The sequence below is a fragment of the Bacillus sp. LJBV19 genome (assembly GCF_017797845.1).
Lineage (GTDB): Bacteria > Bacillota > Bacilli > Bacillales > Bacillaceae > Bacillus > Bacillus velezensis.
The window spans coordinates 3,562,712-3,585,138 of sequence record NZ_CP072563.1; the positions used below are offsets into that span (position 1 = coordinate 3,562,712).

Sequence of the window (22,427 nt, forward strand, 5' to 3'; positions counted from 1 at the left end):
ATATAGGAAAAGTATTTTCATCATTCGCATTCATAAACAGCGCGAATTCCGCCTATCAGCTTCGGCCTTGTCCGGGCCATCGTCACATGTGCTTCTCCAAGCTCACGGCTCGATATCCGGACAGGGACGGCAACGGGTTTCAGATGCATGCCGATGAACGTATCGCCGATGTCAATCCCGGCGTCAGCCTGAATCGATTCGGCGAGCACGGGAGAACGCATCTGCCGATATGCATAAGAGGCCATCGCTCCGCCCGCTTTCGGGACGGGGACGGCTGAAACAATGGGGAGCCTGAACCGCTCGGCCGTTTCCGCTTCAATGACAAGCGCCCTGTTTAAATGCTCGCAGCATTGAAAAGCAAGATGCACACCCGTTTTTTCCTTAAACCGGTTAAGTCCGCCGTATATCAATTCAGCCCAATCCCCGCTTCCGGCGGTGCCGATCCGGCTTCCGGCGGCTTCACTTGTACTGCACCCGATCACCAGCAGACTGCCGTCCGTCAGTCCTGCCTGCTCTTGAAACTCAGTCAGCATGTCCGTCCATTTTTGCTTCATCTCTTCCATTGTCCAGCACCTCTTACAGATTTTTTTCTTCGTAATCTGCGATTTTGCCGATCCGCCGTTCGTGGCGGCCGCCCGTAAATTCAGTCGTCAGCCAGACTTTTGCGATTTCGCGCGCCAGCCCCGGGCCGATGACGCGTTCGCCCATCGCAAGAACATTCGTGTCATTGTGTTCACGCGTCGCTTTTGCGCTGAAGGTGTCATGGGCAAGCGCACAGCGTATGCCCTTTACCTTATTTGCGGAGATGCTCATGCCGATGCCTGTGCCGCAAATTAAAATTCCCCTGTCAGCTTCGCCGTTCACCACTTTTTCCGCTACCGGAAAAGCGTAGTCTGAATAATCGACAGAGCCGGCGCCGCATTCACAGCCCATATCAATGTATTCAATCTGCAATTCATCCAAAAGACTTTTTATTTCTTCGCGGATATGGACGCCGCCGTGATCTGACGCAATAGCTACTTTCATTCATTTACCTCCTAGGTATGGCTGGGCTAAGACAGCCCAGTGTGCTTGTCCTTTTTATTACGAAATCCGTTGATTTCATTCTACTCTTTCACATTCGTTTTGCAAATGACCTGTTTGCAGATTTTCTGACAGATTACTTGCTTTTTCCGTCAAGCAATTGATCAGCCAAAAGGGTCAGCAGCTCCTCCAGTTCGTCCCGCGTCTGTTTATAAACATCAAGCGGACCGCCGAACGGATCAGAGATATCGCCGTTTTCCCCCGTTACGTATTCTTTAATGGTAAAGACTTTGCCCCGACTGTTTTGATATCGGCCTTCAATCAGCTGTTTGTGCTGTTCAGTCATCGCCAGCACCAGATCAGCCGTCTCGATATGTTCTTCCGATAAGGGAGATGAACTGTGATTGAGAGCGATCCGTTTTTCAAACAGCGCTTCTACGGCATGGGCCGACGCTTTTCCGTGCGGAGACGCGAATACGCCGGCCGAGCTTACGCTGACATCCAGCCCTTTCGTTTCTGCAATGGATTTAAAAAGAGCCTCAGCCATGGGACTGCGGCACGTATTGCCTGTACATACAAAGATTATTTTCATGTCCGTCACCTCTTACTGCCTATTATAAATGAAGAAAAAAGAAACGGCATCTTCGTTTCTTTTTTTACGTATCTTATATCGGTAAAAGCAGTTTCAGCCCGAATCCGATCAAAATGGCTCCGCCGAGCGCTTCGCTGTAGGAGCCGAGCCACGACTGCACCTTTCTTCCCGCCAAAAGGCCCGCCCATGTTAAAATGGTGCTGAAAACCCCGAACAGCGTAACGGCCAGAAACGGATTGGAGCCGTTCATCCCGAGACTGAGCCCGACAGAAAAGCTGTCCAGACTGACACCGACCGCAAACAGCAACAGTCCCGAGCCTGCCGGAGATATGAGCGGCCCGTCTGATTGTTTAAACGCGGCGATGATCATCTGCACCCCTAAAATAAAAAGAAGAGATCCGCCGATGTAAACGGCGAGCATCCCCAGAAAACCGGACAGCAGATGCCCGGCCGCCATTCCCGTAAGCGGCATCATGACATGAAACAGCCCGATGACAACCCCTATATGAAAAATCTGTTTTTTCTTCAGCTGAATCATTCCCATCCCGAGCCCGACGGAAAAGGCATCCGTCCCCAAAGCAAATGCCATGATGCTTAAGGAGACAAGTTCCCCGATGAATAGATTCGACATGAAATAAAAACCCCCTTGGACGTGCCCGCTTGTTTAGCTTATGCATGTCCGATAAGGGGTAGAACAAGTTAATGGATAACGGTGCCGCCTGCGGCTTTCATCAGCCTGTTCATAATGGCGAGCCCCACTCCGGTATCCGGAAAGGACTCAGAAATAATCATGTCCACTTCCGCTTCATCAAAGCTGCGGAGCGCATCGTATAAGGCGGACGCCACTGTTTCAAGGTCGGCGCGTCTGCCGCAGACCTTGATATAATCAGCCTGGTAACTATCGGCGTTCTCTTCTGTTGTCAAAATGCCGATTCGTTTCCCCCGGCTTTTATATGTGTCTGCCAGTTCTTGAATTCTCCGGGCGCCGCCGTCGGCAATAGCCATCGGCGCAGAAGGCGCGTAATGTGTATATTTCATACCCGGAGAAATAGGAACCTCATCTTCTTCGGTCAGCCCTTTATCCACAAGAACCGGACCGGCGGCGGATTCAATCTGCTCTTTTGTCACGCCGCCCGGACGAAGCAGCACGGGCTGTTTCCCCGTACAGGACAGAACGGTTGATTCCACTCCGATTCCCGTCGCGCCGCCGTCCACAATACCGGCAATGCGGCCGTTTAAATCATGAGCTACATGCTCGGCCTTCGTCGGGCTCGGTTTTCCTGATAAATTGGCGCTCGGCGCTGCGATCGGCAGTCCGGCCGAGCTGATGAGGGCTAATGCTACCGGATGATCAGGCATTCTGACCGCTACCGTCTCAAGTCCTGCGGTGACACGGGGTGACAGCACACCGGGCTTACACGGCAGGACAAGGGTCAGCGCCCCCGGCCAGAATAGCTTCATAAGCTTTTTCGCCGTCTCAGGAATATGGCTGATAAAACGATCAAGCTGGCTGATATGGGATATATGCACAATCAGCGGATTATCGCTCGGCCTTCCTTTCGCCTCATATATTTTCGTTACGGCTTCCGTATTTTCAGCGTTAGCGCCCAGTCCGTAAACGGTTTCTGTCGGAAAAGCCACAACCTCATTCTGCCGGAGCAATTCCGCGGCTTGTGTAATCTGGGGATCGGTTGTGGATAATTCGCGCGAACAATCCACAAACCATCTTCTTGTTTTCATGTATAACCAAACTCCTTATTTTAAAGCGGTAAAACTTTATTTTCTCTCGTGTATTCCTTTTGAAAGTATAAAAGATGTCCTTTAATAAAACAAGTGTTATCCACAAACTGTGGACAACACTTTTTAATAAGTGGATAACCTTGTGTATAAGTTAGATCAGGCAGAGGTTTTCACCATTAAAAACGAACCTTCTGTGCATAACGAATTGCGGAAATGTTCGGACGTATACAGTTCATCAGGCGTATCGGCGCACGCTTCAAATCCCATCACATTCAGAAACTCAGCAGATGAGGGCTGATTGGCGACTAAGTAGACATCTTGAATCTCATGTTTTTTGCACAGCACATCCATACTTTGAAACAGTGTAACGATATGGCTTTGATTCAGCCTGTCCGACATGACGAGTGAACGGAGAAGCCCTTTTCCGCCGCTGAATTTTTCGATCCCGAGACAGGCGGCAATCTTTTTTTCACTGTCTTCCAGCACGATAAAACGGCTGATCTGCTGATCGATTTCCGCATGTGCCGTATCAGCCTTTTTCAAAAAGGCCTCCAGCGCCTCCGTATCTTGATCTCTTGCCACTCTCAGCTGATAAAACATATATTTCCCTCCGTTTCGATCAACTCTTTCTTCCAATCTATGAATCGAATCCGGATTTATGCCTTTTGCTTCAGGAAAATAGATCTGAAATCCAATCGACGAGGAAAAACTTCACTTCCGTATCATCGTCATCTGTCTTTTCTTTCTTCGCTTTATCAGCCTTTGCTTTTACGTCATCCAGCACTTTTTTAGTCTGTTTCTGCGTTTCTTCCTGCTTCTGTCCGCCGTCTTCCTGATCTTTCACCGCTTCGCCGTTTGAGAAATCAAGGAAGCACAGCGGCGGAAACAAGACGCACCACCAGTTGGCGCCCTCGCCATTGCCGAGTGTAATTAAAATCGCTTCATATTTTCCGGCCGGATAGACCATATTGCCGTACAGCTTTGTCGGAAACGAGATTTTATTGAATTGAACTGAAACGGATTGATGCGCACCCTTTTCTTTCATCGTTTGTTTGGCGATTTCTTTAATTTCAGGAAGCTTCGAACGAATGAGCCGCCGCGCTTCTTCAATGGAAGTGATATCTTTCACCCAGTCCGTGATTTGCTTGTTTACAGCATCTCTGATCTGGCGCTTGAGCTTTTGATCCTCATCGTTATCACTGTTGGCCAAAATCCTGAGCCGGATCGCTTCATCCGGTATGACGACGGGCTCATCGGCTGATGCCCGCGCCGTTTCTTCTTTTGTCAAACCCGCAAGCGCTCCTGATAATAAAAGAAAAATATATATGCAGATCATCATTGTCTGTTTCATCGGTCCCCACCGTTCCTCTCCGTGCTTTTTTATCTAGTCCCATTATGGACATGACGGAAAAGGTTTAAACCGGCGGGAAGAAAAAAATCTAGCAAGCTGATAATCTGCATTGACAGATTCAAAATATGGTACGATATTATTTTGATAGGAGGTTTTCAGATGAAATATAATTACACCGTGCTGCTGTCGGCGGCATGTATGTCTGTCATTTATTCTATTTTGTATGTTCATCAATTCATTATCGCGGCTTTCATTTCGATGGCGTTTTATTTTTTGTTTCCTTATTTGATTTTTGCGCTGCCGCTTCAATACTTTCTGAATAAAAAGCCGAAGAGATTTCATCCGCTGTATTTTCTTTATTATTTAGGGGTGTCATTCATTGCAAACGGGATCATCTTCGGTCTTTTGCAGCCGTCAGGCCAATCTCTGTTTTCTAATTCAGCCTTTTATATCTTTGCGGTTTTAACAGCCGTCGTCTATTGGGTATGGGATTCCGTATTGCTGCAAAGACATAATCCGGCTACAGAAGCGTAATCAGCAGACAGCCGGCTGAAGGGAGAGCGGCGCAAAAGAAAACGGCGGCCATCTTTAAACGGGCGTGCCGTCCTTCTTCTGTTTCAGAATGATAATTGGCCCGCTGCTCCGCTCCGCTTACGGCCAACCCGGAAACGATGATCGCTGTGACGATAAGTACAGCCGTAACGGCGCCGAAAATGATGTCAAAGCCAAACGGCAGAACAAACCCCGCCGCATAAGCTGCGGCGGCGAGTATACATCCGAAGGCGAACGCTTTTTTCAAGGCGGATGCCCCTTTCATTTTCTTTCCATTGTAACAAAAGCCCGCCGTGTGCGTCACCGGCGGGCTTTTTTCATGATGTGATGACCGCGGATACGGTTCTGTCTTTTCCGTTGATGTCCTGTACGACTTCCACTTCCGCATTCGGAAAGGAATGACGGAACAGGTCTTTCACGGCTTTTCCCTGATTATATCCGATTTCAAAGACGACAAGCGCTTTATCTTTCATGACAAGAGGCAGCTCCTCCATAAACCGCTTGTAGAATTTCAAACCGTCACCGCCGTCCGTAAGAGCATGAAGCGGCTCATGGAAACGGACGATATCCGACAAATCCGCCATTTCTTCTTCAGAAATATACGGCGGATTGGAAACAATAATATCCGCTTTTTTTCCTGATGAAATAAAAGGAGTTAACAGATCTCCCTGCAAAAAACACACGTCCGCTCCGAGGTTTTGCGCATTTCTTTCCGCCACCTGCAGCGCTTCTTTTGAAATATCCGAAGCCGATACTGAAAAATGTCCGCATTCAAGCGCAAGCGTCACCGCAATGGCTCCGCTCCCCGTACCGATATCAATGACGTTCAGGCGTTCTGCCTCGGAAAATGCCCGCTTCTGTCTGTCCAGCAGATGAAAGACGACTTCTTCCGTTTCGGGACGCGGAATGAGAACATCGTCATTCACAAAAAATTCCCTGCCGTAAAACTGTTCTTTCCCGATAATATATTGAATCGGAATACCTTCTTTATGCATCTCCACGTGCCGTCTGAATCGATAAAGCTCGTCCTCGCCGACGGTCTCCTGCAGACTTGCGAGAAGTTTGCTCCGATCCATTCCGGTATCATTTAACAGCAGCAGCTCGGCCGCGTTTTTTTCTCTTCCCGCTTCGGTTAAATAAGAAGAAGCCCAGCTTAGGGCTTCAAAAACGGTCTTCATCTTAATTTTCCGCCTGCTGGAGCTTGCTTGACTGGTCTTCTACGATTAACGCTTCAACCACTTCATCAAGCTTGCCTTCCAGGATTTGATCCAGCTTTTGAATCGTCAGGCCGATGCGGTGATCCGTCACACGGTTTTGCGGGAAATTGTATGTGCGGATACGCTCGGAACGGTCGCCTGAACCGACGGCTGATTTGCGGGTCTGATCATATTCAGCCTGAGCTTCCTGCTGGAATTTGTCATAGATTCTGGCGCGGAGCACCTTCATCGCTTTTTCTTTGTTTTTAATCTGAGATTTTTCATCCTGACAGGATACGACGACACCGGTCGGTAAATGCGTCAGGCGTACGGCCGACATCGTCGTGTTTACGCTTTGTCCGCCCGGTCCGCTTGATGCAAATGTATCGACGCGGATGTCTTTTTCGTGGATGTCCACTTCTACTTCTTCCGCTTCAGGAAGACACGCCACCGTCGCCGTGGATGTATGAATACGGCCGCCTGATTCCGTTTCCGGAACACGCTGTACGCGGTGCGCGCCATTTTCATACTTCAGCTTGGAGTATGCGCCTTTTCCCGTAATCATAAAGATGATTTCTTTGTAACCGCCCGTTCCGGTCACGTTTGCTTCCATGACTTCAGTCTTCCAGCCTTGGATTTCGGCGTAACGGGAGTACATTCTGTAGAGATTTCCCGCAAACAGCGCGGCTTCTTCTCCTCCCGCTGCTCCGCGGATCTCCATGATTACGTTTTTGTCATCGTTCGGGTCTTTCGGGATGAGGAGCACTTTCAAACGCTCTGATAAGGTTTCCGTCTCTCCCTGCAGTTCGGAGATTTCTTCCTTCACCATTTCTCTCATATCGGCATCAAGCTTTTCCTCAAGCATCGCTTTCGCATCGGCAAGCTGTTCTGATGCGTCTCTGTATTGTCTATAGACTTCAACGGTTTCTTGTATATCAGATTGCTCTTTCGAATATTCTCTAAGCTTTTTCGGATCGTTGACCACTTCCGGATCACTTAAAAGCTCATTTAATTTTTCGTATCGTTGTTCAATTGACTGTAAACGGTCTAACACGGTCTTCACCTCTGTTTTCCTGTGCGTAACATTCTCATTATAGTATAGGGCTTATCGCCAGTCAAAAGCAATTCGCCTCTGTTATACTGAAGCAAAAAAGGAGGAGCGGATATGCTGAAATCCATCCACCATATAGCAATCATATGCTCTGATTATGAAAAGTCGAAAGCTTTTTACACCGAGATTCTCGGTTTCGGCATTATAAAAGAAACATACCGAAAGGATCGCGGGTCTTATAAACTTGATCTTGCGCTGGACGGCGCGTACGCGATTGAATTGTTTTCCTTTCCCGATCCGCCCGAACGGCCGACCAGACCGGAAGCCGCGGGTCTCCGGCATCTCGCTTTCACCGTAAACGATCTTGAAGCAGCCGTCAGGGAGTTAAAGGAAAAGGGCGTCGGCACAGAACCGATCAGAACCGATCCGCTGACGGGGAAACGGTTTACCTTCTTCTTCGATCCCGACAAGCTTCCGCTTGAATTGTATGAAGCGTAACGTTTTTTGAAGAAATGCCGCTTTCTTTGGCGAATTCCTTCTTGTTTTGTCTAACATGAAGGGAACGCCGCCTCATGGTCGAATACCTAGCAAAAAGGAGGTATGTGATCATGAATACAAACATGGCCGCGAAAGAGCTCGGTGTCTCCGCAAAAACGGTGCAAAGGTGGGTCAAACAGCTGAATCTTCCGGCTGAACGGAATGAGCTCGGACATTATTCCTTTACACCTGAGGATCTTGATGTGCTGAAATCGGTCAAACGGCAAATTTCTGAAGGCACTGCCCTTCTGGATGTTCAAGTGCCCCGGCAGCCGAAAAAACGGACGGGCTTCATTTTGCAGCGTCCGAAAATCAATGGCGGCGCTGAACAAAGATTGGCAGAGCTGGAGCGCAAACTGGACATTCTCACGAAAGAGAAACAAGGTGAGAACCATCTGCTTTCAAGGATAGAGGAGCTTGAACGCCAGCTGAAACAAAAGGCGGATGAAGGGGTGTCTTATCAGCTTCTTCAGCACAGACGGGAAATTGACGACCTCAATACCGAATTGCAGACATTGGCCTCCCGCATCCAGGAACTTGCCCAGACAGCTCCCCTCTCAGAAACAGCCGCTTCTTCAGAACATAAGAAACCCAGAAAAAAAACGAGATTTTCGCCTTTTAAATTTCAATTCTAACTAAAAAAGCTCCCTGAAACAGGGAGCTTTTCATTATGCAGTCAGCGCAATGATGATCGGCAGTGAGATTAGAGATAAAATCGCACTGATCACGAACGCGGACGCAGTTTCTTCCTCTTGTTTTTCGAAACGTGTGGCAATCATCGCCGCTACCGCAGATCCAGGGAATGCAACGAGCAATACCGCTTTCGTGATCTGGTCAGCCGGAAGTCCGACTGCAAGAGCGATCAAGTACATCAGCGCAGGCTGAACGGCAACTTTTAACAAAGCGATACCGAAAGCCGGCAGACTGAGCTTAATGTTGCGGATACCGACAGTTACACCGACGGCGAAGAGCGCAACACCTGATGTTGTGCTTCCGAGCTGATCAAGCATTTTTTCTCCCAAGCCAGGGAGTGTTACACCGCAGAGTACCAGAATGATACTGATAAGCGGTGCAGCCGCAAGCGGTTCGGAAAGACCGTGAAGAATAGACTTACCAGTCATTTTCCAGAAGTTCTCGTTTTCAGTGTCTTTTTTCTTAGATGACTCACCGACAGTAGCGATAATGATCGCAAGCGGGTCAAGGATGGCGTTAACCACGATACCCGTAACGGCGATAGGAATCGCTACTTCGCTTGCTCCGAATAAGCTTCCTAGTACGGGAATACCCATAAAAGCAAATGTCGGCTGTGCAGAGTTTAAAGAAAATACAGATGAATTCGTTAAATCATACTTGAAGATAAATTTGCAAACCAACAGAATGACGATAAAGAATCCGACAATCCCAATGATCAAAGCGACCATCAAAGGAACCTGTGATAAAAACGCACTTCTTGAAGTGGTTAAAATACTTGCGATAAAATGCGCCGGAAGCGCGTACTTCGTAACTAAGGTGCTTACCCCTTTTGCTGACTTCGCGTCATAACTTCCGAAGCGACCTGCGAACCATCCCAGCACGATCACGAAAAAGATCGGCGCCAGGAGGATTAAAATATCTAAGAAGCTCAAAATGTTCTCCTCCAAATCCTTAATGTCCGTATACTTTAGCCTTTACATAAAAGCTTTCCCTCGGACTGTAAAATTAATCGTAAAAATTATTTAGCGACAACTTGCTTATATTGCGGTTTCCACATTGCATCAAGAACGGCTTGTTCTACATTCTCAGGAATGCGGTTTGCCACGCCTTCTTTAATGGCAGTTTCCGCTACGGCGATCGCAACTTTAATTGAAACTTCTTGTAAGTCGCTCATGCTCGGCAGAAGGCCTGCACCCGGTGTTTCAAAATCAACGCTTTCTGCGATTGCGTCAGCAGTTGCCGCAAACATTGCAGGAGTAATCACTTTCGCTTCTACAACGATTGAACCGAGACCAAGTCCAGGGAACGCGAATGCGTTGTTAGATTGTCCGATTTCATGTGAAACGCCATTGTACTCTACATTGTCAAACGGGCTTCCTGTCGCCACAAGTACTTTGCCGTCAGTCCATTTGAAAAGATCGCTAGGAACGGCTTCAGCAAGCGGTGTCGGGTTAGACATCGGCATGATGACCGGACGCTCAACGTGTTTTGCCATTTCTTTGACGATTTCTTCACTGAACGCGCCGCTTTGGCCTGATGTACCGATTAAGATTGTCGGTTTCGCTTGACGGATCACTTCAATGAAAGGAATTTGTCCATTTTCATCGCGTTTCCAATCTTTAATTTCTTCAGCTGTGCGCAGGTACGGCTCTTGGAAATCAAGAATGTTTTCCATACCTTCAATTAACAAGCCTCTGTAGTCCATTGTGTAGAACGCTTTGTTGGCTTCTTCTTCAGAAAGACCGGCAAGCACCATAGTGTCGCGGATTTGGTCAGCGATTCCGATTCCGGCAGATCCCGCACCGAAGACAACCACACGCTGGTCTTTAATAGACGCGCCTGTTTTCTTCATAGCCGCAAGCACACCTGCAAGCGTAATCGCACCTGTTCCTTGAATGTCATCGTTGAATGTAAGAATTTCATGGTTGTATTTCTTCATGATATTGCGCGCGTTTTTGTTTCCAAGGTCTTCCCAGTGAAGAAGAGCTTTAGGGAAATATTTAAGCGCAGCTTTTACATAAGCGTCAACGAAAGCTTCGTAACGTTCGCCTTGGATACGTTCATGGCGGTTACCGATGTATAAAGGATCGTTCAGAAGTTTTTCATTGTTCGTACCGACGTCAAGAACGACAGGAATGACGCGGCTTGGGTCAATACCGGCAGCAGCTGTGTATACCGCTAATTTACCGATGGCGATGTTGATACCGCCTACACCCCAGTCACCGATTCCGAGGATGCTTTCTGAGTCTGTCGCAACGATCAGATCAATATCTCCGGCAGTGGCATGAAGGTTTTCAAATGCCTCTTCGATTCCTTCCACGTTGTCGATAGAAAGGTAAATCCCTTGAGGTCTTCTGTACTCATGGCTGTATTCTTGAATCGCTTCACCGACAGTCGGTGTGTAAACAACCGGCAGCATTTCACGAAGATGGTTTTGAAGCAATTTAAAGAAAAGAACTTCGTTACGGTTTTGCAAATCATTCAAATATACGTTTTGGCGAAGGCGGTCCGGCTGAGCTTGAAACTGCTCGTATGCGCGTTTTGCCTGCTCATCAAGAGACAGAATTGTCGGAGGAAGCAGCCCGTCTAATCCAAGGCTTTTTCTTTCTTCTGCTGAAAACGCAACACCTTTATTTAAAGTAGGGATAGATAGAACTTCTTTTCCTCTTAAAGTAGTTTCTAAGTTGCCTTCCTTCGTTACTTTAATATTATTCAAGAAAATCTCCTTCTTTCTTCAAATAGTTAACAAAGTTAAGTAATTACCCGTTTTGGCTAGTGTGATCGCGATCTGCTATATCTTTTTTTGACAATTATTCGAACAATGTCTCATAACTATTTACATTACTTAGTCATTTTATGCCTGTAAAAATGAAAATTCAAGAGATGAAAATTACTTAATTTTTTCATACTCTTTTTTAAGTTATTTAACTACAATTTTTGAAAAAACGTCAAAAAAACACCGGATTTTTTACCGATGTTTTCATGAAAAGGGTTATTTATCAGACTGTTTTTTCGGCACTTCGTGATGATGTCTGCATCTCGCTTCGTATGACTCCGATGCGCCGACTAAAATGACCGGATCATCATAGGAAGCGGGCTTCCCGTCAATCAAACGCTGCGTACGGCTTGCCGGCGACCCGCAAACGGAGCAGACCGCCTGCAGCTTCGTCACCGATTCGGCAACCGCCATCAGATTCGGCACCACGCCGAAAGGCTCTCCCCGGAAATCCATATCAAGTCCGGCCGCGATGACACGATAGCCTTTATCCGCAAGCGAGGATAAGTCGCCGATGATCGATTCGCCGAAAAACTGCACTTCATCTACCGCGATGACGTCCGTGCTTTCACTGATATGATCCCATATTTCAGCCGAAGACGAGATGACGTGGCTTGTCATGGATGTGCCGTTGTGAGAAACGACGGCCTCCTCACTGTAGCGATTATCAATAGCAGGTTTGAACACCTTGACCTCCTGCTTCGCATATGTCGCTCTTTTCACTCTGCGGATCAGCTCTTCTGATTTCCCAGAGAACATGCTGCCGCATATCAGCTCAAGCCATCCGCTTTGCTTCATTATGTACATAGGCTATCCGCTCCCCTTTTTTTCCTGTTTATGGACATAAAAAACAGGCAAGAAGCAATTCTTGCCTGCCTGTAAAATCTATTATTACTTAAGACCGTATTTTTTGTTAAAGCGATCAACACGACCATCAGCAGAAGCGAATTTTTGACGTCCAGTGTAGAATGGGTGGCATTCAGAGCAAATCTCAACGCGTACCTCTTCTTTTACTGAGCCTGTTTCAAATTCATTTCCGCAAGCGCATTTAACTGTTGCTTTTTTGAAATTAGGATGAATTCCTGCTTTCATTGTATCCATCTCCTTCCGCCCTGAATCCCGTGTGGAAACAGAGTTATTATTCCGGAGTAATCCGGAACGCATATGAGAGAATTATATCAGTCATTTACTGCATTTGCAAATACATTTTTTATCAGCGGCGGGCTGATGATGAAAGGTTCGCCTGCTTCCATTCTTGGTTGATCAGATCGAAGAATTCCTGATTCGTTTTTGTTTTTTTCATTTTTCTCATAAACTTCTCTGCGAAGTCCGGAGAATCAGACATCGATTTGCGGATCGCCCATAGACGGTCAAGATGCTCTTTCGGCACGAGCAGCTCTTCCTTCCGTGTGCCGGAGCGGCGGATATCGATCGCCGGGAAAATCCGTCTTTCCGCAAGAGAACGGTCAAGGTGAAGCTCCATGTTGCCCGTTCCTTTAAACTCTTCATAGATGACGTCATCCATCCGGGAGCCCGTGTCTACGAGCGCCGTCGCCAAAATGGTCAGGCTGCCGCCCTCTTCAATGTTTCGCGCGGCACCGAAAAAGCGCTTCGGACGATGGAACGCAGCCGGGTCAATCCCGCCGGAAAGCGTACGTCCGCTTGGCGGGATAACGAGGTTGTAGGCCCGTGCCAGGCGGGTAATGCTGTCCATCAGAATGATAACGTCTTTTTTGTGTTCAACGAGACGCATCGCCCGTTCAAGCACAAGCTCCGCTACCTTAATGTGATTTTCCGGCACTTCATCGAATGTGGAGCTGACGACATCGCCCGCTACGGAACGTTCAATATCCGTTACTTCTTCCGGTCTTTCATCAATTAAGAGAACGATCAATTCAGCGTCAGGCTGATTTGTCGTAATGCTGTTAGCGATTTCTTTCAGCAGCATGGTTTTACCGGCTTTCGGCGGCGCCACGATCAGACCGCGCTGGCCGAAACCGACGGGAGCCATCATATCGAGAATTCTTGTTGAGAGATAATTCGGTTTCGTCTCAAGCACCATTTGGCGGTCCGGATAAAGCGGAGTCAGCGCGGGAAAATGAACGCGCTCTTTCGCAGATTCCGGATCGTCTCCATTTACCGCTTCAACGTGCAAAAGTCCGTAATAGCGTTCGTTTTCTTTCGGCGGACGCACCTTGCCGGATACTTTGTCACCGTTTCTTAAATCAAAGCGGCGGATCTGGGAAGCAGAAATGTAGATGTCTTCTGAGCTTGGCGAGTAATTAATCGGTCTGAGGAAGCCGAATCCTTCCGATTGGATGATTTCGAGCACGCCTTCCATAAACAGAAGATCCTCCTGCTCGGCGTTGGCTTTCAGAATGGCAAAGATTAATTCTTTTTTAGTCAGTTTGCTGTAGTAGGAGATTTTATAATGTCTGGCCAGTTCATATAGTTCTTTTAATTTCATATTTTCCAAAGAGGAAATAGATACGTCTTTCATAAAAACACCACGCTTTTCATAGTCAATGTATTGCTGTTTTCATTCAAATCGGCTGCTTCGCATGATTCCGCCAAAGCACATTCTTTTATAAAACGTTAAGGAACTTCTATCGGTAACACTTCCACCCATGATCGGCGCTTTTTTTAAAAAAGGAATGTCTTAATGAGTTTTGAAGGAAGCGAGGACAAAAACTTGAGAAGATCAATATTTATATCGTCTGTATGCGGTAGAATTTGAAAATTTCCCAGTACTCAAAAGAAGGAATGACACAGAAAAATCGCAGCACTCTTTATTTTTACCTCATTTCAAAAAATTATTCAACTTAAATAATGCTTTGACATATAAATGATAGGGTTGACTCTTTATTGCAAAAGAAAAGCGGGACTTTCCGTCCCGCTTTTCTCTATTTATGGCCGGATCACAAGATTTGGTTTTTTCTTCAGGCTGTGTCTTCCGTCAACGAATCGGACCGTTCCTGATTTCGCCCGGATGACCAGACTTTCAGTCGTGCCGACGGAGCCTTTGAACTGAACGCCTTTCAGCAGCTCTCCGTCCGTGACGCCCGTTGCGGCAAAAATGGCGTCATCCCCTCTCACAAGGTCCTCCATCCGGAGCACTTTGGATACATCAAGGCCCATTCGCTCACAGCGGGTCTGCTCTTCCGCACTTTGCGGCAGAAGCCTGCCGATGATTTCGCCGCCGAGCGCTTTTAACGCAACGGCAGACAGCACGCCTTCAGGAGCCCCGCCTGAACCGAAGAGAATGTCTACTCCCGTATGGTCAAAGGCCGTATTGATGGCGCCCGCGACATCACCGTCGTTGATCAGTTTGATTCTGGCGCCCGCCTCACGCAATTCAGAGATGATTTTTTCATGTCTGTCACGATTTAAAATGGTTGCCACGACATCTTCAATGTCTTTGTTTTTCGCTTTCGCAACGGCTTTTAAGTTATCAATGACAGGCGCTTCGATATCGATGCAGCCTACCGCTTCGGGACCGACCGCGATTTTTTCCATATACATATCCGGGGCGTTCAGCAGTGTTCCATGGTCGGCGACCGCGATCACCGTCAGAGCATTCCAGCCGCCGCTCGCTACGATGTTTGTGCCTTCAAGAGGATCGACGGCGACATCGACGCGCGGGCCGTATCCGTTTCCGAGCTTTTCGCCGATGTAAAGCATCGGCGCTTCATCCATCTCGCCTTCCCCGATCACGACCGTGCCTTTCATCGGCACCGTGTCAAACACGTCACGCATTGCGCTTGTCGCCGCATCATCAGCTTCATCTTTTTTCCCGCGGCCCATCCATCTGGCAGATGCTAAAGCCGCCGCTTCAGTGACTCGAACCAATTCCATCGATAAGCTTCTTTCCATTTCAACACGATCTCCTCTCAAAAGTCCGCATTTCTATGAATTTTGGAGCTGTTCTATCTCTTCGTCCGTCAGCCTTTGCCGCCAGATTGTGGCGCCCAGGCCTTCGAGTTTTTTCTCAAGATTGCTGTAGCCGCGGTCTAAATGCTCGAGACCGGTAATTTCGGTTACGCCGTCAGCCATGAGCCCGGCGACGACCAGACAAGCGCCTGCACGCAGATCGCTCGCCTTTACTTTTGCGCCCTGAAGCTCGGCCGGACCGGTGATAATGGCCGACCTGCCTTCCACTTTCATGTTGGCCCCCATCCGTCTCAGCTCATCTATATGTTTAAATCGGGCCGAGTAGATGGTGTCGGTTACGACGCTCGTGCCGCTGGCTCTCGTTAACAGAGATGTCATCGGCTGCTGAAGATCAGTCGGGAATCCCGGGTAAACAAGCGTTTTTACGTCGACCGGTTTTATCTGCTTCTGCCCGCCGAGCATAAGAAGCTGATCGTCACTCGTCTCAATGTGAAAACCCATTTCCCTGAGCTTCGCCGTTAAAGACTCCAGGTGAGTCGGTATGACATTATCAATAATGACTTCTTTCCCCATCGCGGCGCCGGCGATCATAAAGGTGCCCGCCTCAATTCTGTCCGGAATGATCGTATGCCTGCATCCATGCAGCTCTTTTACGCCGTCGATTCTGATTACATTGGTTCCCGCGCCTTTGATCTTTGCGCCCATGCTGGTGAGCAATGTGGCCACATCAATAATCTCAGGTTCCTTGGCGGCGTTTTCTATCACGGTTTTACCTTCAGCCAGTACAGCGGCAAGCATGATATTGATCGTCGCTCCGACGCTGACGACATCTAAATAAATCCGTGCGCCTCTCAGCCTTTCGGCGCGCAGATAAATCGCGCCTTGTTCATTGGTGACTTCCGCCCCAAGCGCTTCAAACCCTTTGATGTGCTGGTCAATCGGCCGCGGCCCGAGATGGCACCCGCCCGGCAGTCCGATGACCGCCTGTTTGAAGCGGCCCAGCATCGCGCCCATTAAGTAATAGGAAGCGCGGAGTTTTTTCACTTTGCCGTTGGGAAGCGGCATGCTGATCATCGGGGAAGGGTCGACGACCATTTCTCCTTTTTCAAAATGGACGTTTCCGCCGATTTCTTTCAGCAGGTCACGCAGCGTTTCAATATCTGAGATCTCCGGAAGCCCTTCGATCGTTACTTCGGAATTTGCCAGAATGGTTGCGGGTATCAATGCGACGGCGCTGTTTTTCGCACCGCTGATATGTACGGTTCCGTTTAACGGATCGCCGCCGGCAATATTCAACTTTTCCATGATAGTCTCCTTCCATAAGAAGATAGCTGCGGAGCGTAAATAAAATGGCATTTTATTCTGTCTCTGCAAATAAAGCTCTTGTCCAAAATGTAGCCAATTCGAAGAGAAAGAATACAAGGACATTATAAAATAACAGGAAGAAAATAGCGAAGCTTTGCGGGGCATTTTTAACACAGGATGCACAGAGGCCCGCCGGGTTCACATTCCGGGGGAAACACACTCTTCACTTTGATACTGAAGGCCCGCTGCCAAACAGGAAAACATAAGGGTGCGGCAAACGGATGCAACCGGTTTGCCGCCCTATTTATCTTTATTTATTCCAGTCTGCCAAGAATTGCTCGATGCCTTTATCCGTTAACGGATGTTTCGTCAGCTGGTGAATGACTTTCAGCGGCATCGTACCGATATGCGCACCGCGTAAAGCGGCTTCAGTCACGTGCTGCGCATGACGGATGGAAGCTGCGATGATTTGTGTATCAATGTCATGAATGTCAAAAATCTGTCTTATTTCTGAAATCAGTTCAAGACCGTTATGGCCGATGTCATCCAGACGGCCTAAGAACGGAGATACATAAGTCGCTCCGGCTCTTGCCGCCAAAAGCGCCTGGTTGGCACTGAAGATGAGCGTTACGTTTGTTTTAATGTTCAGGTCGCTCAGCGCTTTTACGGCTTTTAACCCTTCAGACGTCATCGGGATTTTCACCGTGATATTCGGCGCGATTTTCGCAAGTTCTTTACCTTCTTCAATCATTTCTTCAGCATTCAGGGAAATGACTTCCGCGCTTACTGATCCGCTCACGACTTCCGTAATCTCACGAAGTCTGTCATGGAAAGACACGTCAGCTTCTTTCGCCACTAAACTAGGGTTTGTCGTAACTCCGGCAAGAACGCCAAGTTCATAAGCTTCTTTAATCTCGTCAATGTTTGCTGTATCAATGAAAAATAACATAAGGAAAGCCTCCCCAGTAATAAATTTTCAGAACTGTAAAACATGATTGCGCTTTCTAAAGGTAAGACATAAAACCGCCTGTCAATGCTGTCAGGCGGTTTATGGATGTTACATTGGATTAAGCTTGGTTTGAAGAACCGAACTCACGCATTTTGCCGATAACCGTTTCTTTGATCGCTTCACGAGCAGGTCCAAGATATTTACGAGGATCGTATTCGTTCGGCTTAGCTGCCAATGTTTCGCGGACAGCTTTTGCAGAAGAAATTTGGTTTTCAGTGTTTACGTTGATTTTAGCCGTACCAAGTGAGATTGATTTTTTAATGTCGGCAGTCGGAATTCCTGTACCGCCGTGAAGTACTAACGGAAGGCCGGTTGATTTGCCGATATCTTCCATTTCTTTGAAGCCGAGGTTCGGTTCGCCTTTGTAAGGGCCGTGAACAGAACCCAGTGCAGGTGCAAGGCAGTCGATGCCAGTGCGCTCTACAAGTTCTTGACACTCTTTAGGGTCAGCATAGATTACGCCTTCAGCGATCACGTCATCTTCCTGTCCGCCTACAGTTCCAAGCTCAGCTTCAACTGAAACGCCGTGGAAATGAGCAAGCTCAACCACTTTAGCTGTAGTTGCTACGTTTTCCTCAAACGGGTGGTGAGATGCGTCGATCATTACAGAAGTGAAACCTGCATGAATCGCTTTCGCACAAGATTCAAAGCTTGAACCGTGGTCTAAGTGAATGGCGACAGGAACTGTCACTTTGTATTCTTCCATAAGAGCTTTAACCATGGCAACCACTGTTTTGAAGCCGCCCATGTAGCGTCCCGCGCCTTCTGAAACACCAAGAATAACCGGGGATTTTTCCTCTTCTGCTGCTTGTAAAATAGCTTGAGTGAACTCAAGGTTATTTAAGTTAAATTGTCCAACAGCATATCCTTTTTCTTTAGCTGTATTCAACATTTCCGTCATTGAAACTAAAGGCATGTCGAAAGTCCTCCTTATGTAGCCTGATTTGCTTCTTCTCGAAAAAAGCTTTCCACCTATAGCATGACCATAAAAACCTGTCATATGTAAAACAACAGATCGCTTTTTCTCCATCTCTAGGATACCAACTTTTCGACAAATCGGCAACACAATGACATAATTGTTTCTAATTTTATTAATTCGATTTTAGAGGTAAATATTTTTTCACCGCGTCTCTGATCTCATCAATGTCAAAAGGTTTCGCAAAATGGGTCAGCGCTCCGAGCTCTTTTGATTCCTTAATCATATCGAGTTCTCCGTAAGCGGTCATGATAATGACGCGGATGGATTCGTCAATCATCTTCATGCGCTTGAGAATTTCGATTCCGTCCATGCCGGGGATTTTCATATCTAAAAGCACGAGATCGGGCCGTTCTTTCGTTACGATGTCCAGCGCCTGTATGCCGTTGGCGGCCTGAAACGTCTGGTACCCTTCTTTATGAAACACTTCATTGAGCAATATGCGTATACCGTATTGGTCATCTACGATTAAAATCTTTTCATTCATCATTTTACACCCCAATATTATCATTTTCGTCAAAAGGAAGCAGTTGTTTATGTATTCTGTTTGATTTTCACATTTCCTTTAATTATAATAGTCTACTTTCCGACATTTTCTGAGCATTTTCTCTTTTGTTGTATACTGTTCTTGTATGTGTAAAGGAGGTTTCACTCATGTTAAAGATATTTACGACACAGCTTGCAGGCATTTTTTCCCGCATTCAGGATAAGGAATCCGAAGCAATAGAAGACGGCGCGCGCCTGCTGGCGCAGGCAGCCGTCAGCGGTCATACCATTTATTTATACGGCGCAAATGAGATGCAGGGCATTTTGTGCGAGGCGGAACTCGGCTCAGAACCGATGCCTTCCGTCAAAGCGTTTCCGGATACAGCTGATTCGATTACAGAAAGCGACAGGGTGCTGATGTTTTGTTCAGGTCCGGGCACGGCTGAAGAACAGGCGCTGGCTCAAAAGCTTTATGAAAAAGGGATCGGCCTCGTTGGCGTATCTCCTGTCATCAAAGATCAAACCGGGATTGAGGAATTTTGTGATGTTCATATTGACAGCAAATTAAAAATGCCGCTTCTGCCTGATGAAGACGGGACAAGATACGGCTTTCCTTCATTAATGACAGGCCTGTATGTCTATCACGCACTGTCCTTTACGTTAAAGGAAATGATGCAGGAATATGCCTGATGCAGAAAAAAGACTTGCCGCTTTTAAAGGAGGCAAGTCTTTTTTTATTACTTCTGTTCTGCAGCTTGTACGGAAGCGCCGATAAAGTCTTTGAATAAAGGCTGAGGTCTTGTCGGTCTTGATTTGAACTCAGGGTGGAACTGGCAAGCGACATACCAAGGATGGTCTTTCAGCTCGATGATTTCCACAAGACGGCCGTCAGGGCTTGTGCCTGAGAACACAAAACCGTTCTCTTCCATTTGCTGTCTGTATTCGTTGTTGAATTCATAACGGTGGCGGTGGCGTTCGTATACCACTTCATCCGCATACGCTTCGAAGGCTTTCGTGTCTTCCTGAAGCTTACAAGGGTACAGTCCGAGACGAAGCGTTCCTCCAAGATCCTCGACATCTTTTTGTTCTGGCAGAAGGTCGATGATCGGATAAGGAGTGGACGGATCGATCTCCGCAGAATGAGCCCCTTCCAGACCTAATACGTTTCGCGCATATTCAATGGATGCAATCTGCATACCGAGGCAGATGCCGAAGAACGGAATTTTATTCTCACGCGCATACTTGGCGGCGATGATTTTCCCTTCTACGCCGCGGTCTCCGAAACCGCCGGGCACGATAATTCCGTCTGTGCCGCCAGTCAGCTCTTGAATATTGCTTTCTGTCACTTCTTCGGCGTTAATCCATTTGATCTTCACATCAGCGTCAAACGCATAGCCGGCGTGGCGCAGTGATTCAACGACTGAAATGTAAGCGTCCTGAAGCTCGACGTATTTACCGACGAGGCTGATTGTAATGGTTTTAGACAAGTTTTTCACTTTCGTGACAAGGTCTTTCCATTCCGTCATATCCGGGTCTTTGCATTCTAATTTCATATGATCGCAGACAAGCTTATCGAGTCCCTGCTCCTGAAGGTTAAGCGGGATGGAGTAAAGGTTGTCCGCATCTTCGCACTCGATGACCGCTTTCGTGTCAATATCGCAGAAGAGCGCGATTTTATCTTTCATATCTTGAGAAATCGGCATTTCCGTGCGCACGACGATGATATTAGGCTGAATACCGAGGCTTCTCAGCTCTTTTACGCTGTGCTGCGTCGGTTTTGTTTTCAGCTCGCCCGCCGCTTTGATGTACGGAACAAGCGTACAGTGAATGTACATCACGTTTTCATGGCCGATGTCGCTTTTCATTTGACGGATGGCTTCAAGGAACGGAAGGGATTCGATGTCTCCCACTGTTCCGCCGATCTCAGTAATGACTACATCTGCGTTTGTTTCTTTGCCTGCACGGTACACGCGGTCTTTCAGTTCATTTGTGATGTGCGGAATGACCTGAACCGTTCCGCCGAGGTAGTCCCCGCGGCGCTCTTTTTTCAATACGGCAGAATAGATTTTACCGGTCGTCACATTGCTGAATCTGTTCAGATTAATGTCAATGAAACGCTCATAATGCCCTAAGTCAAGGTCAGTCTCAGCGCCGTCATCGGTAACGAATACCTCACCGTGCTGGTACGGGCTCATCGTTCCCGGGTCAACGTTGATATAAGGGTCAAATTTTTGGATAGTGACGCTCATGCCTCTGTTTTTCAAAAGGCGGCCAAGTGATGCAGCCACAATTCCTTTTCCGAGTGATGATACTACTCCCCCGGTTACAAAAATATATTTCGTCATTTCGTTTGCTCCTCTCTTCGGTCTGCGCTACATTCCTTAAAATGTGCCGTTTTATAGAAAATCATTTCACTAAAAACAAATGATGTGTAAAAGAATTTGGGAGATGAAAATAAGAAAGCTCCCTTTCAATTTCTTGAAAGGGAGCGTAGCACTCTTATGAATTCTCTTCTTTTTGAAGAGCCCAAAATACATACTACATAGTTCGACAATGAAAGTCAAGATCGTTTTGCTGATATGAAATCAGCGTTTTTGATCCTCGTCTTCATCCTCATCATCTTCCTCATCTTCTTCAATCATATCCTCTTCAATCTCAAGATCGTCGTCATCTTCTTCATCGATATCTTCGTCGTCAAAGCTGTCTGCGTCAAGGTCAATATCTTCTTCCATTTCATCGAGATCGATGTCATCTTCATCAACTTCCTCGAATTCATCAAGGTCGAGATCTTCCTCAACGACTTTTTTCGCTTTTTTCTTTTTCGCTTTTACAGTCGGCTGTGTTTCTTCGTCCAGCTGATCGTACGGATACCAGCTGCGAAGCCCCCACGTCTGGTCTGACAGAGCAATAAAGCGGCCGTCAATGTTCAGGTCTGTATAAAATTGGGCGATACGGTCGCCCAGTTCCTCTTTCGTAACACCGAGCAAGGAGATCATTTCATTCAGCAGCTCCTGAAACGGAACCGGTTTTTTATGTTCTGAGAAAATTTCGTGAGCGATTTCAACTAAAGCCATCTGCTTCAGCTGTTCCTGAGAATATTGTTTGATACTCAAGGTCGGACACTCCCTTTCTATTACTTATATGTATCTGTTTCTATCCTATAATAAGAACGAATTTGTATTGTTTTGTTCATAAACCATACCTCTCATTATAAACAAATTAAAACAGAATATGCTACCCTTAACAGCG

Annotated in this window: 26 protein-coding genes and 1 pseudogene; 4 read left to right on the forward strand and 23 right to left on the reverse strand. The window is 47.2% G+C overall.

Features of this window, described 5'->3' with window-relative positions; translation table 11 throughout:
- Positions 1-20 precede the first annotated feature (20 nt).
- The 7 genes from J6600_RS17385 to spoIIR form a co-directional block, all read right to left on the reverse strand.
- Positions 21-563 (reverse strand): TIGR01440 family protein, encoded by a 543-nt coding sequence (locus J6600_RS17385; RefSeq protein WP_007407598.1) that lies wholly within the window; start codon positions 561-563, stop codon positions 21-23.
- Positions 564-576: 13 nt separating this feature from the next.
- Positions 577-1,026 (reverse strand): ribose 5-phosphate isomerase B, encoded by a 450-nt coding sequence (rpiB, locus tag J6600_RS17390; RefSeq protein WP_003151149.1) that lies wholly within the window; start codon positions 1,024-1,026, stop codon positions 577-579.
- 133 nt (positions 1,027-1,159) lie between these two features.
- Complete coding sequence (locus tag J6600_RS17395; protein WP_014419102.1) at positions 1,160-1,615, reverse strand: low molecular weight protein arginine phosphatase; 456 nt, start codon at positions 1,613-1,615, stop codon at positions 1,160-1,162.
- A 73-nt stretch (positions 1,616-1,688) separates the two neighbouring features.
- Complete coding sequence (locus J6600_RS17400) at positions 1,689-2,246, reverse strand: manganese efflux pump MntP (RefSeq protein ID WP_209387677.1); 558 nt, start codon at positions 2,244-2,246, stop codon at positions 1,689-1,691.
- 68 nt (positions 2,247-2,314) lie between these two features.
- Complete coding sequence (locus J6600_RS17405; RefSeq protein WP_174747369.1) at positions 2,315-3,355, reverse strand: L-threonylcarbamoyladenylate synthase; 1,041 nt, start codon at positions 3,353-3,355, stop codon at positions 2,315-2,317.
- A gap of 156 nt (positions 3,356-3,511) precedes the next feature.
- A complete protein-coding gene (locus J6600_RS17410) occupies positions 3,512-3,955 on the reverse strand; it encodes a GNAT family N-acetyltransferase (RefSeq protein WP_209387678.1) in 444 nt (147 codons plus the stop codon).
- A 70-nt stretch (positions 3,956-4,025) separates the two neighbouring features.
- Entirely contained in the window at positions 4,026-4,706 is a 681-nt protein-coding gene (gene spoIIR / locus J6600_RS17415; RefSeq protein WP_154817744.1) for a stage II sporulation protein R, read from the reverse strand.
- 159 nt (positions 4,707-4,865) lie between these two features.
- Here spoIIR and J6600_RS17420 point away from each other — a divergent pair, with 159 nt between their 5' ends.
- On the forward strand, positions 4,866-5,240 hold the full coding sequence (locus tag J6600_RS17420; RefSeq protein WP_209387679.1) for a UPF0715 family protein: 375 nt from the start codon (positions 4,866-4,868) through the stop codon (positions 5,238-5,240).
- Here the strand turns inward: J6600_RS17420 and J6600_RS17425 are convergent.
- From J6600_RS17425 to prfA, 3 genes are all read right to left on the reverse strand, one after another.
- On the reverse strand, positions 5,227-5,505 hold the full coding sequence (locus J6600_RS17425) for a DUF5316 family protein (RefSeq protein WP_029325732.1): 279 nt from the start codon (positions 5,503-5,505) through the stop codon (positions 5,227-5,229). The genes J6600_RS17420 and J6600_RS17425 overlap by 14 nt on opposite strands.
- A gap of 70 nt (positions 5,506-5,575) precedes the next feature.
- Positions 5,576-6,436, reverse strand: a complete 861-nt coding sequence (gene prmC, locus J6600_RS17430; protein ID WP_021494807.1) for a peptide chain release factor N(5)-glutamine methyltransferase — start codon at positions 6,434-6,436, stop codon at positions 5,576-5,578.
- Between the two features lies 1 nt (position 6,437).
- The gene (gene prfA, locus J6600_RS17435; protein WP_003151139.1) at positions 6,438-7,508 is read right to left on the reverse strand and encodes a peptide chain release factor 1; all 1,071 of its coding nucleotides are present in this window, start codon (positions 7,506-7,508) and stop codon (positions 6,438-6,440) included.
- 111 nt (positions 7,509-7,619) lie between these two features.
- Here prfA and gloA2 point away from each other — a divergent pair, with 111 nt between their 5' ends.
- Positions 7,620-8,003 (forward strand): SMU1112c/YaeR family gloxylase I-like metalloprotein, encoded by a 384-nt coding sequence (gene gloA2, locus J6600_RS17440; protein WP_007614387.1) that lies wholly within the window; start codon positions 7,620-7,622, stop codon positions 8,001-8,003.
- Positions 8,004-8,113: 110 nt separating this feature from the next.
- Positions 8,114-8,677: a chromosome-anchoring protein RacA gene (racA, locus tag J6600_RS17445; RefSeq protein WP_015418422.1), complete on the forward strand. Its 564-nt coding sequence runs from the start codon at positions 8,114-8,116 to the stop codon at positions 8,675-8,677.
- A 33-nt stretch (positions 8,678-8,710) separates the two neighbouring features.
- On the opposite strand, the gene J6600_RS17450 is transcribed toward racA, so the two are convergent.
- From J6600_RS17450 to spo0F, 11 genes and pseudogenes are all read right to left on the reverse strand, one after another.
- On the reverse strand, positions 8,711-9,667 hold the full coding sequence (locus J6600_RS17450; RefSeq protein WP_007407608.1) for an AEC family transporter: 957 nt from the start codon (positions 9,665-9,667) through the stop codon (positions 8,711-8,713).
- A gap of 86 nt (positions 9,668-9,753) precedes the next feature.
- Positions 9,754-11,451, reverse strand: coding sequence for an oxaloacetate-decarboxylating malate dehydrogenase (malS, locus tag J6600_RS17455; RefSeq protein WP_007407609.1), 1,698 nt, complete (start codon positions 11,449-11,451; stop codon positions 9,754-9,756).
- A 276-nt stretch (positions 11,452-11,727) separates the two neighbouring features.
- The gene (locus J6600_RS17460; protein ID WP_014419111.1) at positions 11,728-12,318 is read right to left on the reverse strand and encodes a thymidine kinase; all 591 of its coding nucleotides are present in this window, start codon (positions 12,316-12,318) and stop codon (positions 11,728-11,730) included.
- Positions 12,319-12,402: 84 nt separating this feature from the next.
- A complete protein-coding gene (rpmE, locus tag J6600_RS17465; RefSeq protein WP_003151132.1) occupies positions 12,403-12,603 on the reverse strand; it encodes a 50S ribosomal protein L31 in 201 nt (66 codons plus the stop codon).
- A gap of 121 nt (positions 12,604-12,724) precedes the next feature.
- Positions 12,725-14,011, reverse strand: a complete 1,287-nt coding sequence (gene rho / locus J6600_RS17470) for a transcription termination factor Rho (protein ID WP_003151107.1) — start codon at positions 14,009-14,011, stop codon at positions 12,725-12,727.
- Positions 14,008-14,217, reverse strand: a pseudogene (locus tag J6600_RS19885) (hypothetical protein). The gene rho and the pseudogene J6600_RS19885 overlap by 4 nt, the downstream one beginning before the upstream one ends.
- 201 nt (positions 14,218-14,418) lie before the next feature.
- Complete coding sequence (glpX, locus tag J6600_RS17475) at positions 14,419-15,384, reverse strand: class II fructose-bisphosphatase (RefSeq protein ID WP_209387680.1); 966 nt, start codon at positions 15,382-15,384, stop codon at positions 14,419-14,421.
- Positions 15,385-15,417: 33 nt separating this feature from the next.
- Complete coding sequence (locus tag J6600_RS17480; RefSeq protein WP_007407612.1) at positions 15,418-16,707, reverse strand: UDP-N-acetylglucosamine 1-carboxyvinyltransferase; 1,290 nt, start codon at positions 16,705-16,707, stop codon at positions 15,418-15,420.
- Between the two features lie 310 nt (positions 16,708-17,017).
- Complete coding sequence (gene fsa / locus J6600_RS17485) at positions 17,018-17,656, reverse strand: fructose-6-phosphate aldolase (RefSeq protein WP_003151103.1); 639 nt, start codon at positions 17,654-17,656, stop codon at positions 17,018-17,020.
- A gap of 118 nt (positions 17,657-17,774) precedes the next feature.
- Positions 17,775-18,632 carry a class II fructose-bisphosphate aldolase gene (locus J6600_RS17490; protein WP_003151102.1) on the reverse strand — a complete coding sequence of 286 codons (858 nt, stop codon included), beginning with the start codon at positions 18,630-18,632 and terminating at the stop codon, positions 17,775-17,777.
- A 175-nt stretch (positions 18,633-18,807) separates the two neighbouring features.
- Entirely contained in the window at positions 18,808-19,182 is a 375-nt protein-coding gene (gene spo0F, locus J6600_RS17495) for a sporulation initiation phosphotransferase Spo0F (protein ID WP_012118670.1), read from the reverse strand.
- 164 nt (positions 19,183-19,346) lie between these two features.
- On the opposite strand from spo0F, the gene J6600_RS17500 reads away from it, so the two are divergent.
- Positions 19,347-19,868: a DUF2529 domain-containing protein gene (locus tag J6600_RS17500; RefSeq protein ID WP_007407614.1), complete on the forward strand. Its 522-nt coding sequence runs from the start codon at positions 19,347-19,349 to the stop codon at positions 19,866-19,868.
- Positions 19,869-19,915: 47 nt separating this feature from the next.
- Here J6600_RS17500 and pyrG read toward each other — a convergent pair whose 3' ends face one another.
- Positions 19,916-21,523, reverse strand: a complete 1,608-nt coding sequence (gene pyrG, locus J6600_RS17505) for a glutamine hydrolyzing CTP synthase (protein ID WP_003151098.1) — start codon at positions 21,521-21,523, stop codon at positions 19,916-19,918.
- A gap of 240 nt (positions 21,524-21,763) precedes the next feature.
- Positions 21,764-22,291: a DNA-directed RNA polymerase subunit delta gene (gene rpoE / locus J6600_RS17510; RefSeq protein ID WP_100262056.1), complete on the reverse strand. Its 528-nt coding sequence runs from the start codon at positions 22,289-22,291 to the stop codon at positions 21,764-21,766.
- Positions 22,292-22,427: the final 136 nt, after the last annotated feature.

Excerpts from the sequence above, each read along its gene's own strand:
- J6600_RS17385 (WP_007407598.1), bottom strand. The coding sequence starts at position 563 with ATGGAAGAGATGAAGCAAAAATGGACGGACATGCTGACTGAGTTTCAA.
- rpiB (WP_003151149.1), bottom strand. The coding sequence starts at position 1,026 with ATGAAAGTAGCTATTGCGTCAGATCACGGCGGCGTCCATATCCGCGAA.
- J6600_RS17395 (WP_014419102.1), bottom strand. The coding sequence starts at position 1,615 with ATGAAAATAATCTTTGTATGTACAGGCAATACGTGCCGCAGTCCCATG.
- J6600_RS17400 (WP_209387677.1), bottom strand. The coding sequence starts at position 2,246 with ATGTCGAATCTATTCATCGGGGAACTTGTCTCCTTAAGCATCATGGCA.
- J6600_RS17405 (WP_174747369.1), bottom strand. The coding sequence starts at position 3,355 with ATGAAAACAAGAAGATGGTTTGTGGATTGTTCGCGCGAATTATCCACA.
- J6600_RS17410 (WP_209387678.1), bottom strand. The coding sequence starts at position 3,955 with ATGTTTTATCAGCTGAGAGTGGCAAGAGATCAAGATACGGAGGCGCTG.
- spoIIR (WP_154817744.1), bottom strand. The coding sequence starts at position 4,706 with ATGAAACAGACAATGATGATCTGCATATATATTTTTCTTTTATTATCA.
- J6600_RS17420 (WP_209387679.1), top strand. The coding sequence starts at position 4,866 with ATGAAATATAATTACACCGTGCTGCTGTCGGCGGCATGTATGTCTGTC.
- prmC (WP_021494807.1), bottom strand. The coding sequence starts at position 6,436 with ATGAAGACCGTTTTTGAAGCCCTAAGCTGGGCTTCTTCTTATTTAACC.
- gloA2 (WP_007614387.1), top strand. The coding sequence starts at position 7,620 with ATGCTGAAATCCATCCACCATATAGCAATCATATGCTCTGATTATGAA.
- racA (WP_015418422.1), top strand. The coding sequence starts at position 8,114 with ATGAATACAAACATGGCCGCGAAAGAGCTCGGTGTCTCCGCAAAAACG.
- J6600_RS17460 (WP_014419111.1), bottom strand. The coding sequence starts at position 12,318 with ATGTACATAATGAAGCAAAGCGGATGGCTTGAGCTGATATGCGGCAGC.
- rpmE (WP_003151132.1), bottom strand. The coding sequence starts at position 12,603 with ATGAAAGCAGGAATTCATCCTAATTTCAAAAAAGCAACAGTTAAATGC.
- rho (WP_003151107.1), bottom strand. The coding sequence starts at position 14,011 with ATGAAAGACGTATCTATTTCCTCTTTGGAAAATATGAAATTAAAAGAA.
- glpX (WP_209387680.1), bottom strand. The coding sequence starts at position 15,384 with ATGGAAAGAAGCTTATCGATGGAATTGGTTCGAGTCACTGAAGCGGCG.
- J6600_RS17480 (WP_007407612.1), bottom strand. The coding sequence starts at position 16,707 with ATGGAAAAGTTGAATATTGCCGGCGGCGATCCGTTAAACGGAACCGTA.
- fsa (WP_003151103.1), bottom strand. The coding sequence starts at position 17,656 with ATGTTATTTTTCATTGATACAGCAAACATTGACGAGATTAAAGAAGCT.
- J6600_RS17490 (WP_003151102.1), bottom strand. The coding sequence starts at position 18,632 with ATGCCTTTAGTTTCAATGACGGAAATGTTGAATACAGCTAAAGAAAAA.
- spo0F (WP_012118670.1), bottom strand. The coding sequence starts at position 19,182 with ATGATGAATGAAAAGATTTTAATCGTAGATGACCAATACGGTATACGC.
- J6600_RS17500 (WP_007407614.1), top strand. The coding sequence starts at position 19,347 with ATGTTAAAGATATTTACGACACAGCTTGCAGGCATTTTTTCCCGCATT.
- pyrG (WP_003151098.1), bottom strand. The coding sequence starts at position 21,523 with ATGACGAAATATATTTTTGTAACCGGGGGAGTAGTATCATCACTCGGA.